Raw genomic sequence first — 14304 nt, 5'->3', positions numbered from 1 at the left:
GCTCCCACGCGGTACCGCGATAGGACAAGGTTACTTGACTGCCAGCACGCCTTCGACCGGCCTGGATTTCGGCTTGCGGAACACCAGCACATTCCCCGCCATCACCGCCACCAGCCCCAGCAACGCCGGCGCCGTCCATTGGTAGCCCTCGGCAAATGCTGACACATTCAACGCCACCAGTGGGAACAGTACGGTGCAATAGGCTGCCCGCTCCGGCCCCATGCGTCCGACCAGGGTCAGGTAGGCGGTGAAGGCGATCACCGAACCCGGGATCACCAGGTACAGCAGCGAGCCGATGTAGCGGGCGTTCCACTCCATGTCGAAGGGGACGCCCTTGACCAGGCAATACGCCGCCAGCATCGAGGCACCATAGAGCATGCCCCAGGCATTGGTGGTCATCGGCTTGAGTCCGGCCTTCTGCTGCACGCTGGACAGCATGTTGCCCGCCGAGAAGCACAGTGTGCCGAGCAGGCCCAGCCCCAGTCCGTAGAAAGTCTCGCGACTGGCGGCGTGGTGCGAGAGTTCCGGCCAGAACAGCAGGCCCAGACCGAGCAAGCCCAAGGCGCCGCCACCGAGCACATTGGCGGCGATCTTCTGGGCGAAGAAGATCCGTGCATTGATGGCATTCCACAAGGTAGCGGTGGAGAACACCACGGCGATCAGGCCGGTGGCAACCCACTGGCTGGCGGTAAGGAAGCACATGAAGTTGACACAGAACAGGCAGAAGCCCTGGGCCAGGCACACCAGGTGACCACGCCGGTTCATCGGTTGCAGGCGGCGGGTGAGCAGCAGGAAGGCGAACAGGATCAGCCCGGCCAGGGCGAAGCGGTAGACGATCGACACCGGGATGGCGACCTCGCCCAGCTGCAGTTTCAGGGCGATCCAGGTGGTGCCCCAGATCAGGACGGTGAGCAGGTAGAGCGACAGGTTCATGATGGACTCCCTCGACAGGTATCAGGCCTATCGCGGGGCAAGCCCGCTCCCACAGGGCGCATGCGACCTCGGTGGGAGCGGGCTTGCCCCGCGATGAAAACCCCATGAGCCCAGTTTCTTGCGACATCGCTGTTCGGCGCTTGCATAAACTTGCGCTTTTCCTCCCCGGGTAGCTGCCATCCCGGCGCCAGCGCAGTACGATGGCCAGCAGAGGAACCGCCCATGCCCCCACTCGATCACCTGCAGGTCTTCAACGTCCTGAACGCCTCGCCCCACGCCCGGTTGGAGCTGAGCGCGCACCTGGGTGACGGGCTGGCGGCGGCCTTGTGGAGCAACCGCGACGATACCCGCGACTACCAAGCGCCCAGCCATCACACGCTGTCGTGCTACATCGCCGACGGTACCGGCACCTTCCGCCGCCAGCGCCCCAGTGATCGCGGCGCGCCGGACAAGCTGTGCGTGATGCCCGCCGGCCACGAGTCGAACTGGGTGATCAACGGCTCGATCCGCCTGGCCCACCTGTATATCAGCGAGGAACAGTTCGCCCTCGGCTGCACCCGCCTGCTGGACCGCGAGCCGCGGGAGATGCAACTGCGCGAGGCGACCTTCCTCGAAGACCCGCAGCAGGCCCGACGCTTTCGCGAGCTGATCGGGCTGGACTGGGCCGAGCCCGGCGAGCGCCTGCTGGCCAGCAGCCTGGCCCATGACATCATCGACCACGCCGTGCTCAACCAGGTCGGCCTGCGCCAGGGGCTGAAGCTCAAGGGTGGGCTGGCACCGCACCAGCGCCGGCAACTGGTGGACTATATCGAGGCCAACCTCGACCAGCCGCTGACGCTGGGGGAGCTGGCGCTGCGCTGCAACCTGTCCGAGTACCACTTCGCGCGGATGTTCCGGGCGAGCTTTGGACTGCCGCCGCATCAGTACCTGCTGGCCCGGCGGCTGCAGCGGGCGTGCCGGTTGCTGCGCATGGGCACGTTGCCTTTGGGGGAAGTGGCGTTGTTGTGCGGGTTTGCCAGTGCCAGTCATTTCAGCAACCGGTTCAGGCAGGCGCTGGGGGCGACGCCGGGGGAGTACCGAGCTGCGTTTGCCAGTTGAATCCAGGGGCCGCTTTGCGGCCCCGGCGATCTAGAACTCGAAGGTGCTCGACAAGCTCACCTGCCGCGCATCCCCCACCGCTACGAAGTACCGGTTCACCGCCGAGCTGTAATACACCTTGTCGAACAGGTTCTTCACGTTCAGCTGCAACCGCACCTTGTGCTCGTCCAGTTTCGTTTCATAACTGGCAAAGGCATCCGCCACCGTGTACGCCGGCAGGTCAAAGTCATTGGTCGCGTTCCCCGCACGCTCCCCCACATAACGCGCACCAGCCCCCAGTCTCAGGCGATCACCGCCGAACAGGCTGCCATAGTCATACACCGCCGACAGCGAACCACTGTGCCGGGCGACGTTCTGCAGGCGATTGCCCTTGAGCTGCGGGTCCTTGGTCACCTCGGCGTCGGTGAAGGCGTAGGCGCCGATCAGGCTCCAGCGCTCGCTGAGCTGGCCGGTCAGGTCCAGCTCGACGCCCCGTGAGCGCACTTCGCCCGCGTTGCTGTAGAGAATGGTGCCCGGCTGGGTGTCGCCATCGGCCACCAGCACGTTGCGCTTGGTGATGTCGAACAGCGCCAGGGTACCGGTCAGCGCACCCGGTACATCGAGCTTGGCCCCCAGCTCCCACGACTTGCCTTCCTCCGGCGCTATACCTGAGTCCAGGGTCAGGGTGCGGCCACCGCCGATGCTCAGCGGGGCGATGGTCGAGTTGGGCTTGAACGACTCGCTGTAGCTGCCATAGAACGACAGCTGGTCATCGACCTTGTACACCACGCCCGCGTGGGGCACCCAGGTCTGGTCGCTGGTGTCGGTGTTGACGTTGAACGGGCGGCCGCGACCGGCGTACTGGTCGTATTGCTGGAAGCGCCCGCCGGCCACCAGGATCCAGTGCTCGTCCAGGTGCCAGGCGTCCTGCAGGAACAGCGAGTCGGTGCGCAGCTTGTCGGTCTGGTCGCTGTCGGTGGCGCGCACGCTGGTGCCTTCCACTTCGCGGCCATAGACCGGGTTCAGGTAGCTGAAGGTCGAGCGGCTGTTCTGGCGGATCAGGTCGGCGCGGTAGACCTTGCGGTCCTCGTGATCGACACCCACCACCAGGTCGTGGCGCATGCCCGCCAGCTCGACGCTGCCGTTGAGGCTGAGGGTGGCGAACTGGTCGCGGCTCAGGGCGCCCTGGGTGCCATCGATGCTGCGTGACAGCGTGCCCTTGCTTTCATCCACGCCGGTCACGCGGACCTGGCTGGCGTCGTAGGTCTCGCGGTTGAAGCTGTAGCCGAAGTGCAGTTTCCAGTCGTCGGCCAGGCGATGATCGACCTCCAGGCGGTACAGGTCGGAGCGGCCCTCCATGTCGTTGAACGGCTCGTCGAGGCGGCGGGTTGCGGGAATGTTCAAGGGGTGGCCGTCGCTGCCAAAGGCGGTGCCACGGTCGAACGGGTAGAGAAACTCGCGGTGCTCATAGGCCAGCACCACCTGGGTGTCCTCGCCGTACCAGGCCAGCGACGGCGCCACCAGCGACTCGCGGTGCACCCCGTAGTTGCGCCAGTAGTCTTCGTCCTCGTGATCGACGATCAGGCGGTAGGCCAGGTTGCTGTCACCCAGCGCCCCGGTGCTGTCCAGGCCGCCGCCGCTGCCGTTCTTGCCGCTGCCATAGGTCGAGCCGCGCAGGGTCAGGGCGTTGTACTGCTGCAGTTGCGGGCGCTTGCTGACCACATTGATCACCCCGCCCGGGTCCTGGATGCCATACAACAGCGAGGCCGGCCCCTTGAGCACCTCGACCCGCTCGGTACTGGCGTTGAGGGCGCGGCCCTGCACGATCGGCATGCCGTCGCGCATGATCGAGCCGTCGCGGTTGTCACCGAAGCCGCGCTTCATCACGGTGTCGGCGGTGCCGCCGAAATTGTTGCCCTGGGTGATGCCGCTGACGTTGTACAGCGCATCGTCCAGGTTGCGCGGCGCCTGGTCGCGGATCACCTGGGCCGGGACCACGTTGACGGCCTGGGGAATGTCCAGCGTCGCACCCTGCCCGCGCATGATCGAGGCGCTGGCCGGCGGCTGGTAGCTGTAGTCGTCCAGTTGCGAATTGATGGTGGTGGCCTGAAGATTCAGCGCGCCGGAGCTGTCGACCGGCTCCAGGGTCAGGGTGCGGGCGTCAAGGCGGCGCCAGGCCAGGCCCGAGTTGCCGAGCAACTGCTGCAGCGCCTGGTCGGCGTCGAAGGTGCCGTTGAGTGCCGGGGCCTGCACATCCGGCAGGGCCAGGGTGTAGACCACGCTCTGCCCGGTGGCGCGGCTGAAGGCGTTGAGTGCCTGGGCCAGCGGCTGGCTTGGCTGGGCGAAGCTGTAGACCTGGCTCTGCTGCGCGGCCAGGGCCTGGGGCACGATGGCGATAGCGGGCAGGGAGCAGAGGCCGAACCAGAGCGGGACGCAACGCGGGGTGAACTTCATGGACGCGGACCTGTGAGAGGGATGATCGTTTGCGAATGAATCGCACTTCCACTCACTACACGGATGCCGTGGGGGGATACCTCATCACCTGATCGAAAAATTTTTGCTTTATCGACGCTATCGCGGGGCAAGCCCGCTCCCACGAGCCTGCTCCCAAAGCAATTGCGTGGAAGCGGGCGCGTGGGAGCGGGCTTGCCCCGCGACGGCGTCGGAACAGGTCAACGCAATACGGTCAGCCGCCCCAGCACCGTCTGCCGCGAGAAGCCCATCACCTTGCCCAGCGAATCCAGCGCCGCCAGTGGTTCCGCCACCGGGAAACTGCCACTGACCCTACGCTGCCCCAGCTCCCCGTCGAGCAACAGGATCCGCCCAGGGTAGTAACGCCCAAGGTCCTCGATCACCTGCGCCAACGGCACCTGGTAATAGTTAAGCCAGCCCTGACGCCAGGCCAGGCGGCTGTCGCTGTCCACCGCCTCGACCCCGCCGGCCACGCCGCCGGCATAGGCCAGCTGCTGGTTGGCCGTCAGCTCGCGGGCCGCCTGCCCTTTGGCCGCCGTCACCGCCACCCGCCCGCTGCGCACGGTGACCTGGGCGCCATCACCCTGCCCGCGTACCTCGAACTGGGTCCCCAGCACCCGCACTTCACCGCCCTGGGCATCCACCAGGAACGGCTCGCCGGTATGGGTCACTTCGAAGAACGCCGCGCCGCGCAGCAACCGCACGCGCCGTTCGCCCTGGGCAAAATCCACCGCCACGGCCGTGCCGGCATCCAGGGTCAGCCGCGAATGATCGACCAGGGTCACCTGCCGCACCTGCGCGCCGCTGGTGTAGTCGGCACGCAGGTCCTGCAGCCAGAACTGCGGCTGCCAGCCCGCCGCGCATCCCAGCGCCAGCACAAGACACGCCGCCACCGCCAGGCCGCGCCACGGCCGCTTGCGCGTGGGTCGGCGCATGGCGTCCAGATAGTGTTGCAGGCCCTCTCGCTCCTCGGCCGCCAGCCGCGCCGCCGGTGCCTCGCTCAGGCGCCACAACGCCTGGGCCTCGGCATAGGCCTGGCGATGGGCCGGGCTCTCCAGCAACCAACGCTTGAACGCCGCGCCCTCGGCTTGCGCCGGCTGCTGCTGGATGCGCCCCAGCCAGCGCAGGGCGGCCTGGGACTGTGCGGCAGTGATCGGCTGTTCAAGACTCATCGACGGGCGCTCCCTGGCCGGCGTAGTGGGGACGCGGGTTCGGCGACGCTCGCCTTGCACGCTTCGAGGGCGCGCATCATATGCTTTTCCACCGCGCTCTGGGACAACTGCATGGCCTTGGCGATCTCACCGTAGGTGCAGCCATGGATGCGGTTGAGCAGGAAGATTTGCCGCGTGCGCTCGGGCAACGCTCGCAGGGCCGTCTCGATACGCTGCAGGTCGTGGTCGACCTCCAGTGCCTGCTCGGGGGCCTGGCTGCCCTGCGATTCGTCGGGGTCGTGCAGGCCTTCGGCCGCCCGGTCGCGGCTGCCTTCGCTGCGCAGGTAGTCGATGGCCAGGTTGCTGGCGCTGCGCAGCAGGTAGGTGTCGAGCGCCTCGACCTTCACCTCGGGGCGCCGCCAGAAGCGCAGGAACAGGTCCTGGACCAGGTCCGACGCCGTGGCGCGGCAGCCGACACGCCGGCTGACCAGCGCCTCCATGCGCGCGCGCTGGGCCAGGAACACCTGGAGAAAGCGCGCCCGACCGCCGCCGGCCTCGGAGTCGCTCAAGGGCCTAGACCGCCAGCACGGCCAACAGCGGCCCGAGCACCAGGCTGGCGAGCGCCGCCCCAAGCAGCAAGCGCGGCTGGTAAGGCAGGCCGAACACCCACAGGGTCACGCCGGCCATCAGCACGGCGATCCACTCCACCAGGCCCAGGGCCCAGCCGCGCCCGTGCTCGGCGAGGATCAACGACAGCAGCAGCAAGGCCCAGCCCGTGATCCTCAGGGCTTGCAGTTGCCGGCCCGTGGGCTTGCGCCCGAGCAGGTCGTTGAAGTGTTTTTCCATGGCCAGGCACAGGCCGGCAAAACCGGCGAAGCCCATCAGCGCGACACCCAGCATCAGCTCGCCTCCACGGTCTTGGCGGCGCGTGGCGCACGCTTGGCGACTGGCATGGGCGCACGCAGCATCTTGCCGGCGGCCCAGGCCAGGAACAGGCCGGTGGCCAGCGCCGTCAGGTCGAAACCGGCCATCGCCCAATCACCCGCGGCGATGGAGTGGTCCAACCCCTTGTCGGTGGTCAGCGCGTTGACCACCGGTAGCAAGGCGAACGCCAGCGCCCCCAGGGTCAGTTGCTCGCCCCAGGCGCGACGCCCGCTGCGCAGCATGGCGTGGAGCAATGACGCGCCCCAGGCCAGGAAGAAGGCGTTGATCTCCCAGTCGGCGCGCCCGGCCATGGCCGTCGGCAGCAGGCGATTGGCCCAGAAGAACGCCGTCACGCCCAGCAACAGGCCGCTCATGCTGGCGATGTTCAGCACTTCGACCAGGCGCAGCTCGCCGGGCATGCGCTCGCTCTTGGCATGCTTGAGCTGGCGCTTGCCCAGCCACATCACCAGGCCCGTGCCGATCACCGCCGTGCCGGCCACGCCGAAGGCGAAGTACAGCCAGCGCAGCCAGGGCCCGGCGAAATTGCCCATGTGCAGGCCGACGAAGGTGAAGGAGGTGGTCATCGCCGCGCTTTCCGGCGCGCCCCGGCGCAGCAGCTCGCCGCTGACGCCATCGAAGGTCCAGGTGGCGCTGCGCTGGTAGGCGACGCTGTCGGCCGAGGCGCGGGTGAAGGTGACCCGGGCGTTGCGGTCGCCGGGATTGTGCACCTGGATGTAGCCCATGCGCGCACCCGGCGCCTGTTCCTGGACCTTGGCGTACAGTTCGGTCAGTGGCGCCAGCGGCGCGGCCTGGGCCGCCGCCTTGGGGACTTCGTCGCGGCCGAACACATCGTTGAAATAGCCACTGCTGTCGCCGTAGCTGGCCAGGATGCTGGCCGGCATGACCATGTACATGAAGATCACCAGGCTGCTGTAGCTGATCATCAGGTGGAATGGCAGCACCAGCACGCCGATGGCGTTGTGGCCATCGAGCCAGGAGCGCTGGCCCTTGCCCGGGCGGAAGGTGAAGAACTCCTTGAAGATCTTCTTGTGGGTGATGATCCCGGTGACCAGCCCCAGCAGCATGATGAAGGCGCAAAAGGTCGACAGCCAGCGACCCCAGGGGTGGGGCATCTGCAGCTGGAAGTGGAAGCGGTAGAAGAACTCGCCGCCACGGCTGTCACGGGCCTCGACCGCCTCGCCGGTGCGGGCATCGAGTTCCTTGTCGGTGAAACCTCGACGCCCGCCGCCGTTCGGGTCGCGCCAGCTGACGCTCAGCGCTGCCTCGCGCTCGCTGGGCAGGCGGATGAACCAGGTGCTGGCGTGGCCGGCATTGGATTCCAGGTATCGCTGGGCCAGGCCAAGGCTGCTCACCGGGTCCAGCGGATGGCTCTGCACCTCGGGCTGAGTCCAGTGGCTGATCTCTTCCTTGAAGTACGACAGCGTTCCGGTAAGGAAGATGGCGAACAGCAGCCAGCCGAAGATCAGGCCGGTCCAGGTATGCAGCCAGGCCATGGCCTGGCGGAAGCCTTCTTTCATGGCAGGTTCATCCAGTAGGCCAGTGCGTTGATCAGCCCCAGCGCCAGGCTTGGCAGCAGCACGCCCAGCCAGGCGCGCCAGGCACTGCGGCAGGCGAAGCACCAGATGAAGGCGATCAGGTAGAAGACGAACGACAGCATCATCCCGGTCATCGTCGCATCGGCCTGGGTCATCGGCGCAAGCAGGGTGATGCAGACACTGGCCATCGACGCCAGCAGGTAGCCACCCAGCAGCGCGGCCAGGCTGCGTGAGGTCACGGCCAGGCGGTAGCTCAGGGGAAGGCCGGCGGCTTTGCTCTTCATGGCGAGGGTCCGGGAATTGGGGCTGCAATACTAATGATTTCAATTCTCATAAGCAAAGCATGCCGGCACCAGCGGTAAGCATGCCTTGCGTCGGCAGCGATTGCCGAACACCAACAGCATGAATACAATGCGAACAATTCTTACTTCCAGTTGCGCTTTGCGGCGCCGGAGTCGTATCGGTGTCCAGTGCCCTCTCTTCCACCGTCGAAGGCCTCTACCACGCCCATCACAGTTGGCTGACCGGCTGGCTGCGACGGCGCCTGGGCTGCCCGCAGAGTGCCGCCGACCTGGCCCAGGACACCTACCTGCGCCTGCTGCAGGCCCGCGAGGCGCCGCAGCTGATCGAGCCCCGTGCCTTCCTCACCACCGTGGCCAAGCGCGTGCTGTGCAACCACTTCCGCCGCCAGGAACTGGAGCGCGCCTATCTCGAGGCCCTGGCCCAACTGCCCGAGCAGGTGGCCCCCAGCGAGGAAGACAAAGCCATCATCCTCGATACCTTGCTCGAACTCGACCGCCTGCTCGATAGCCTGCCGCCGCTGGTCAAGCGCGCCTTCCTGCTGGCCCAGGTCGATGGCCTGGGCCAGGGCGAGATCGCCCGCGAGCTGGGCATTTCCCTGGCGACGGTCAAGCGTTACCTGCACAAGGCGGCCTTGCGCTGCTATTTCGCCCTGTGAACGCAGCCTTTTCCTCGCAAATCGCCGAACAGGCGGTGCACTGGCTGATCGAGTCGCAAAGCGACGACTTCGACCAGCACCAGGCCCTGGAGCGCTGGCTGCAGGCCGACAGCGAACATCAGCGGGCCTGGGCCCATATCCAGCAGGTCAACCAGCGCCTGCGCGGCGTCGCCGCCCCGGTGGTCCATGCCACCCTGCAGGCGCCGCCCTCACCGGCCCGGCGCCGTGCCCTCAAGGCGCTGCTGCTGGCAGGGGTGGCCAGTGCCGCCGGGCTGGGCCTGTACCCGCACAATCCACTGCCCGGACTGATGGCCGACTACCGCAGCCCGGTTGGCCAGCGCCGCCGCCTGACCCTCGACGACGGCAGCCAGTTGCACCTGAACACCCGCAGCGCCGCCGATGTGCGCTTCGACGGCCGGCAACGCCTGGTGCGCTTGCAGGAAGGCGAGCTGCTGCTCGAGGTGATCAACGATCCACGGCCACTGCGCCTGGCCACGGCCCAGGGCGAGCTGCATCTGGAAAGCGGACGCTTCGACGTCCGTCAGTTCGACGGTTTCAGCCTGGTATCGGTGTTCAGCGGCAGCGCCAGCGTGGCCGGCACACCGTTGCTGGCCGGGCACCAGGCGCGCTTCGCCCGGGGCGGCTGGCAGGCGGTCGCACCGCTGGACCCCAACCGGGCGGCGTGGGTGGAAGGTATGTTGGTGGCGTCACAGATGCGCCTGGGTGACTTTCTCGCCGAGCTGTCGCGGTATCGACTCGGGCAGTTGGGATGCAGCGAGCGGGTGGCCGATCTACGGATTTCCGGATCGTATCCGCTGGCAGACAGTGAGCGGATCCTGGAGATGCTGGAAGTGACGCTGCCGGTGAAGGTGCGGCGGTTCACCCGTTACTGGGTGTCGCTCGAGGCGGCGTCAACAGGTTGAGAGGCAAGCAACCGACATGGTCATCGCGGGGCAAGCCCGCTCCCACGAATATCGGCTCCAACCCAAATTTATTTCAAATCAGTTGAGCCCTTTCCCGAACCTCGCGTGACAGAGAAGACAGAACCCCTTGTCACAGGACCTCCGTCACATGCCCCTGCGCCTCAGCCCCCTCGCCTACGCCCTGATCCTCGCCGCCCCGCTCGCCCTGGCCGGCGAGCCCCGCGCCTACCACATCGCGCCCGGCACACTGGAACAGGCCCTGAACCAGTTCGGTCGCGAAAGTGGCGCGCTGATCTCGTTCAGCCCGGGCCTCACCCAGGGCCTGAGCAGCCCAGGCCTGGAAGGCCAGTACGAGGTCGGCCAGGGGCTCGATGCCCTGCTGCGCGGCAGCGGCCTGCAGGCGCGCCTGGAGACCGACAACGCCTACAGCCTGCAAGCGCTGCCGGCAACGGGCAGCAACGCCCCGATCGAGCTGGGCGCCTCGACCGTGGTCGGCGACTGGCTGGCCGAGGCCCGCCAGGACAACGTCTTCGAGCACCCAGGCGCCCGCGACGTGGTGCGCCGCGAGGAATTCGAACGCAGCGGCGCCAGCAGCGCCCGCGAAGTGCTCAACCGCATTCCCGGCGTCAACGCCCCGGAAAACAACGGCACCGGCAGCCACGACCTGGCACTGAACTTCGGCATCCGTGGCCTGAATCCACGCCTGGCCTCGCGCTCCACCGTGCTGATGGACGGCATCCCGGTGCCCTTCGCCCCTTACGGCCAGCCGCAGCTGTCGCTGGCGCCGATCAGCCTGGGCAACATGGACGCCGTGGATGTGGTGCGCGGCGGCGGCGCGGTGCGCTACGGGCCGCAGAACGTCGGCGGCATCGTCAACTTCGTCACCCGCGCCATCCCTGAAGAAGCCACCTTCAAGGCAGCGATGCAGAACCAGATCAGCCCGTCATCCAGCCAGGATGGCCTGAAGAACAGCGCCAACCTGCTGATCGGCGGCACCAATGCCAACGGCCTGGGCGGCGCCCTGCTCTACTCCGGCACCCGCGGCAGCGACTGGCGCGAACACAGCGACACGCAGATCGACGACCTGATGCTAAAGGGCAAGCTGCAGCTGGACGAAGCCAACAGCCTGCACGCCATGGCCCAGTACTACGAGGGCGAAGCCGAAATGCCCGGCGGCCTGAGCACCGCCGACTTCGACGCCGACCCGTACCAGTCGACCCGCCTGAAGGACAAGTTCTGGGGCCGCCGCACCCTGTTCAACCTGGGCTACGACTACAAGCAGGACGACCGCCAGTTCAGCGTCAACAGCTTCTTCACCAAGACCCTGCGCAGCGGCTACCTCGACCAGGGCAGCTTCGTCTCGCTGTCGCCACGCGAGTACTGGGTACGCGGCATCGAGACCCGCTTCTCGCAGGGCCTGGCCCTGGGTGACAGCTGGCACGAACTGGGCATCGGCTACCGCTACGTCAACGAGGCCGGGCATGAACTGCGCTACCGCGAGCCGGTCAACGGCGCCCTGCCGACCACCGCCAGCCGCAACGACCGCGACACCCGCGGCAGCACCGAAGCCCACGCCATCTACCTGGATGATCGCATCGACATCGGCCGCTGGACCATCACCCCGGGCATCCGCTACGAGATGATCGACTCCGAGCAGAGCAACAAGCTCAACGGCCAGCAATACCAGGGCAGCTACAACACTGCCCTGCCCGCGCTGAACGTAATGTACCACCTCACCGACAACTGGAACCTCTACGCCAACACCGAAGGCTCGTTCGGCAGCGTGCAGTACAGCCAGATGCCCAACCGTGTCAGCAGCGGCGAAGTGAAGCCGGAGAAGGCGCGCACCTGGGAAGTCGGCACCCGCTACGACAATGGCGACCTGCAGGCCGAGATCGGCGCCTTCCTGATCAACTTCGACAACCAGTACGAAAGCAACCAGACCAACGACTCGGTGATCGCCCGCGGCGAGACCCGCCACCAGGGTATCGAGACCAGCGTACGCTACGCCCTCGACGGCCTGAGCCCGGCCCTGGCCGGTTTCGATGTGCACGCCGGCTACGCCTTCGTCGATGCAACCATCCGCGAGGACGGCCCGAACAAGGGCAACCAGGTACCGTTCTCGTCCCGCCACAAAGGCACGCTGGGGATCGGCTACACCGAAGGCCCGTGGCAGTTGAACCTGGACAGCAGCTTCCAGAGCAGCCAGTACGCCGACAACGCCAACACCGCCAGCGAGAGCGCCGACGGCAGCACCGGGCGCATCCCCGGCTACATGCTGGTCAGCACCCGCGCCGGCTATGACTTCGGCCCTGCGCTGTCGAACCTGAAGGTGGCGGTGGGGGTGAAGAACCTGTTCAACCGCGAGTACTACACCCGCTCGTTCGACGACAACAACAAGGGCAAGTACGTGGGTGAACCACGGACGCTGTATGTGCAGACGTCGGTAGCGTTCTGACAGACCGGGGCGGGAAATCGCGACTTTCGCCGTCCCCTGTAGGAGCGGCCTTGTTCTGGTCAAGTTTTTCCGGACACCGATTACGGTGATCAAGCCGCCTGCTGCTCCATGGCTATTGGCGACAGGTAGTTGTTGTAGCTGTGGAGCCTGACTCGGTTGTAACGCATGAAGAAGCTGGTCATATCCTGTCTGGCTTCTTCGATCTCTGTGTAGCCCTTAGTGGGCACCCACTCTGACTTGAGCGTGCCGAACAAGCGCTCTGTCGGTGCGTTGTCCCAGCATTGGCCTCTACGACTCATGCTTTGGGTTATGCCATGCTCAAGCAGTTCGGATTGGAAGCGCTGGCTCGTGTATTGGCAACCTTGATCCGAATGAAACATCAAGCCCGTATGCTTGCCTCGTACTTCCACAGCCATTCTCAGTGCTTTGGCGACCAGGTTGGCGTCATTGATCAGAGAAAATGCCCAGCCAACGACCCGGCGGGCGAACAGGTCAATGACCACAGCCAAGTGATACCAGCGCTTTCCGACCATCAGGCTGGTAACGTCGCCGCACCAAACCTGATTGACTGCTGCTGGCCGGAAATTACGTTCAAGGACATTCTTGGCCACAAATGCCTCAACACCTTTAGAGCGATATTGGTGGCGACGGCGCTGCCTGCTGGTCAGGTTTGCCTCCGCCATAAGTCTTCCAGCCAGATACCTTCCCACTTTGAGTTGCTGGGCCTTCAAGTACTGAGAGATCATTCTTGCACCGGCACTTTCTCTGCTTTCAGCATGCAGTTGCACAACCTTTTCCCTGAGCGCATCGCGCTCGGTATCCGGTACTGAGCGGCGATGGAGCCAGTCGTAAAACGCGCTACGGGAAACGCCCAGAACACTGCAAAGCTGGCTGGTCGGATACGAGCCTGACTCTCTCAGCTCCTCGATCAGGAAAAACGACCGGGATCCGACATCAAGAGAGCGGTAGCCTTTTTTAATATTTCGGCCTCGGTCTCCAAGCGTTTGATCTTGGCGCGTAACTGCTGGAGCTCCCGCTGTTCGTCACTAATCGCCTTGGTGCCTGGCACTGGCTGTCCTTTCTGGCGTTCTTTACGAACCTGATCCACCCACCGGCGCAGAGCCGTTGGACCGACGTCCATCGATGCGCAGACGTCGGGAACCGAACAGTTGTCGTCAAGAACCATGCTTGCAGCACGTTGCTTGAACTCGCGGGTATAGGTCTTTCGCTCTTGCATGGAACCTCCTGAATGGGCGAATCATATCGCCCTTAAGAGGTGTCCGGGATCATTAGGCCAGTTCACCTTGCCGAGGCGTCGGACCGGCCGGAAAGGCCGCTCCTACAGGGGTGTGGGTACAGATCAGGCCAGCGCCTTCTCGATCGCCTGCACCACGGTCGGATCATCCGGCGCGGTACGCGGGGCGAAACGCGCCAATACACGGCCATCCTTGCCAACCAGGAACTTCTCGAAGTTCCAGGTGATATCACCGGGGAACTCGGCCCCTTCACCCGCCAGCAGGCGATACAGCGAATGACGCTGTGGCCCGTTGACCTCGAGCTTGGCGCCCAGCGGAAAGCTCACCCCATAGTTGAGGCTGCAGAATTCCTGGATTTCCTTCTCGCTGCCAGGTTCCTGGCCGGCGAACTGGTTGCACGGCAGGCCCAGCACATTGAAGCCCTTGTCCCGGTAATCCTGATACAGGTTCTCCAGGGCCTTGTACTGCGGCGTCAGCCCGCACTTGGAGGCGACATTGACCACCAGCACCACCTGGCCCTTGAACGGGGCCAGCGGCAGGTCCTCGCCGTTCAACGCCTTCAACGTCAGGTCGTGAAATGCACTCATGATGAAATC

The 14304-nt window shown here is 65.7% G+C and carries 14 protein-coding genes; 4 read left to right on the top strand and 10 right to left on the bottom strand.

Going from position 1 to position 14304, the window contains the following annotated elements; genetic code table 11:
• Positions 1-30 precede the first annotated feature (30 nt).
• Entirely contained in the window at positions 31-933 is a 903-nt protein-coding gene (locus HU751_RS19525; protein WP_186733490.1) for a DMT family transporter, read from the bottom strand.
• 222 nt (positions 934-1155) lie between these two features.
• Between HU751_RS19525 and HU751_RS19520 the strand changes: the two genes are divergently transcribed.
• On the top strand, positions 1156-2031 hold the full coding sequence (locus HU751_RS19520; protein ID WP_186733489.1) for a helix-turn-helix domain-containing protein: 876 nt from the start codon (positions 1156-1158) through the stop codon (positions 2029-2031).
• Between the two features lie 30 nt (positions 2032-2061).
• Here the strand turns inward: HU751_RS19520 and HU751_RS19515 are convergent, their stop codons facing one another.
• From HU751_RS19515 to HU751_RS19490, 6 genes are all read right to left on the bottom strand, one after another.
• Complete coding sequence (locus HU751_RS19515; protein ID WP_186733488.1) at positions 2062-4464, bottom strand: TonB-dependent siderophore receptor; 2403 nt, start codon at positions 4462-4464, stop codon at positions 2062-2064.
• A 218-nt stretch (positions 4465-4682) separates the two neighbouring features.
• Entirely contained in the window at positions 4683-5654 is a 972-nt protein-coding gene (locus HU751_RS19510) for a FecR family protein (protein WP_186733487.1), read from the bottom strand.
• Positions 5651-6202 carry an RNA polymerase sigma factor gene (locus tag HU751_RS19505; protein WP_225933334.1) on the bottom strand — a complete coding sequence of 184 codons (552 nt, stop codon included), beginning with the start codon at positions 6200-6202 and terminating at the stop codon, positions 5651-5653. The genes HU751_RS19510 and HU751_RS19505 overlap by 4 nt, the downstream gene beginning before the upstream one ends.
• 4 nt (positions 6203-6206) lie before the next feature.
• Positions 6207-6533, bottom strand: a complete 327-nt coding sequence (locus tag HU751_RS19500) for a DUF3325 domain-containing protein (protein WP_186733486.1) — start codon at positions 6531-6533, stop codon at positions 6207-6209.
• Positions 6533-8095 carry a PepSY-associated TM helix domain-containing protein gene (locus HU751_RS19495; RefSeq protein WP_186733485.1) on the bottom strand — a complete coding sequence of 521 codons (1563 nt, stop codon included), beginning with the start codon at positions 8093-8095 and terminating at the stop codon, positions 6533-6535. Before HU751_RS19495 ends, HU751_RS19500 begins: the two co-directional genes overlap by 1 nt.
• Complete coding sequence (locus HU751_RS19490) at positions 8092-8397, bottom strand: DUF3649 domain-containing protein (RefSeq protein WP_186712930.1); 306 nt, start codon at positions 8395-8397, stop codon at positions 8092-8094. The genes HU751_RS19495 and HU751_RS19490 overlap by 4 nt, the downstream gene beginning before the upstream one ends.
• A gap of 179 nt (positions 8398-8576) precedes the next feature.
• Here HU751_RS19490 and HU751_RS19485 point away from each other — a divergent pair, with 179 nt between their 5' ends.
• From HU751_RS19485 to fecA, 3 genes are all read left to right on the top strand, one after another.
• Positions 8577-9071, top strand: a complete 495-nt coding sequence (locus HU751_RS19485) for a sigma-70 family RNA polymerase sigma factor (protein ID WP_110735845.1) — start codon at positions 8577-8579, stop codon at positions 9069-9071.
• Entirely contained in the window at positions 9068-9994 is a 927-nt protein-coding gene (locus tag HU751_RS19480) for a FecR domain-containing protein (protein ID WP_186733484.1), read from the top strand. Before HU751_RS19485 ends, HU751_RS19480 begins: the two co-directional genes overlap by 4 nt.
• Positions 9995-10142: 148 nt before the next feature.
• Positions 10143-12452, top strand: a complete 2310-nt coding sequence (gene fecA, locus HU751_RS19475) for a TonB-dependent Fe(3+) dicitrate receptor FecA (protein WP_186733483.1) — start codon at positions 10143-10145, stop codon at positions 12450-12452.
• A gap of 89 nt (positions 12453-12541) precedes the next feature.
• Here the strand turns inward: fecA and HU751_RS19470 are convergent, their stop codons facing one another.
• The 3 genes from HU751_RS19470 to HU751_RS19465 form a co-directional block, all read right to left on the bottom strand.
• Complete coding sequence (locus tag HU751_RS19470) at positions 12542-13372, bottom strand: IS3 family transposase (RefSeq protein ID WP_264082599.1); 831 nt, start codon at positions 13370-13372, stop codon at positions 12542-12544.
• Between the two features lie 8 nt (positions 13373-13380).
• Positions 13381-13689 carry a transposase gene (locus tag HU751_RS26865; protein ID WP_062574409.1) on the bottom strand — a complete coding sequence of 103 codons (309 nt, stop codon included), beginning with the start codon at positions 13687-13689 and terminating at the stop codon, positions 13381-13383.
• Between the two features lie 123 nt (positions 13690-13812).
• Positions 13813-14295, bottom strand: a complete 483-nt coding sequence (locus HU751_RS19465; RefSeq protein WP_050706852.1) for a glutathione peroxidase — start codon at positions 14293-14295, stop codon at positions 13813-13815.
• Positions 14296-14304: the final 9 nt, after the last annotated feature.

The sequence above is a fragment of the Pseudomonas peradeniyensis genome (genome assembly GCF_014268935.2).
In the GTDB taxonomy this organism is placed as follows: Bacteria; Pseudomonadota; Gammaproteobacteria; order Pseudomonadales; family Pseudomonadaceae; genus Aquipseudomonas; species Aquipseudomonas peradeniyensis.
This window is presented reverse-complemented; position numbering and strand designations above follow the sequence as displayed.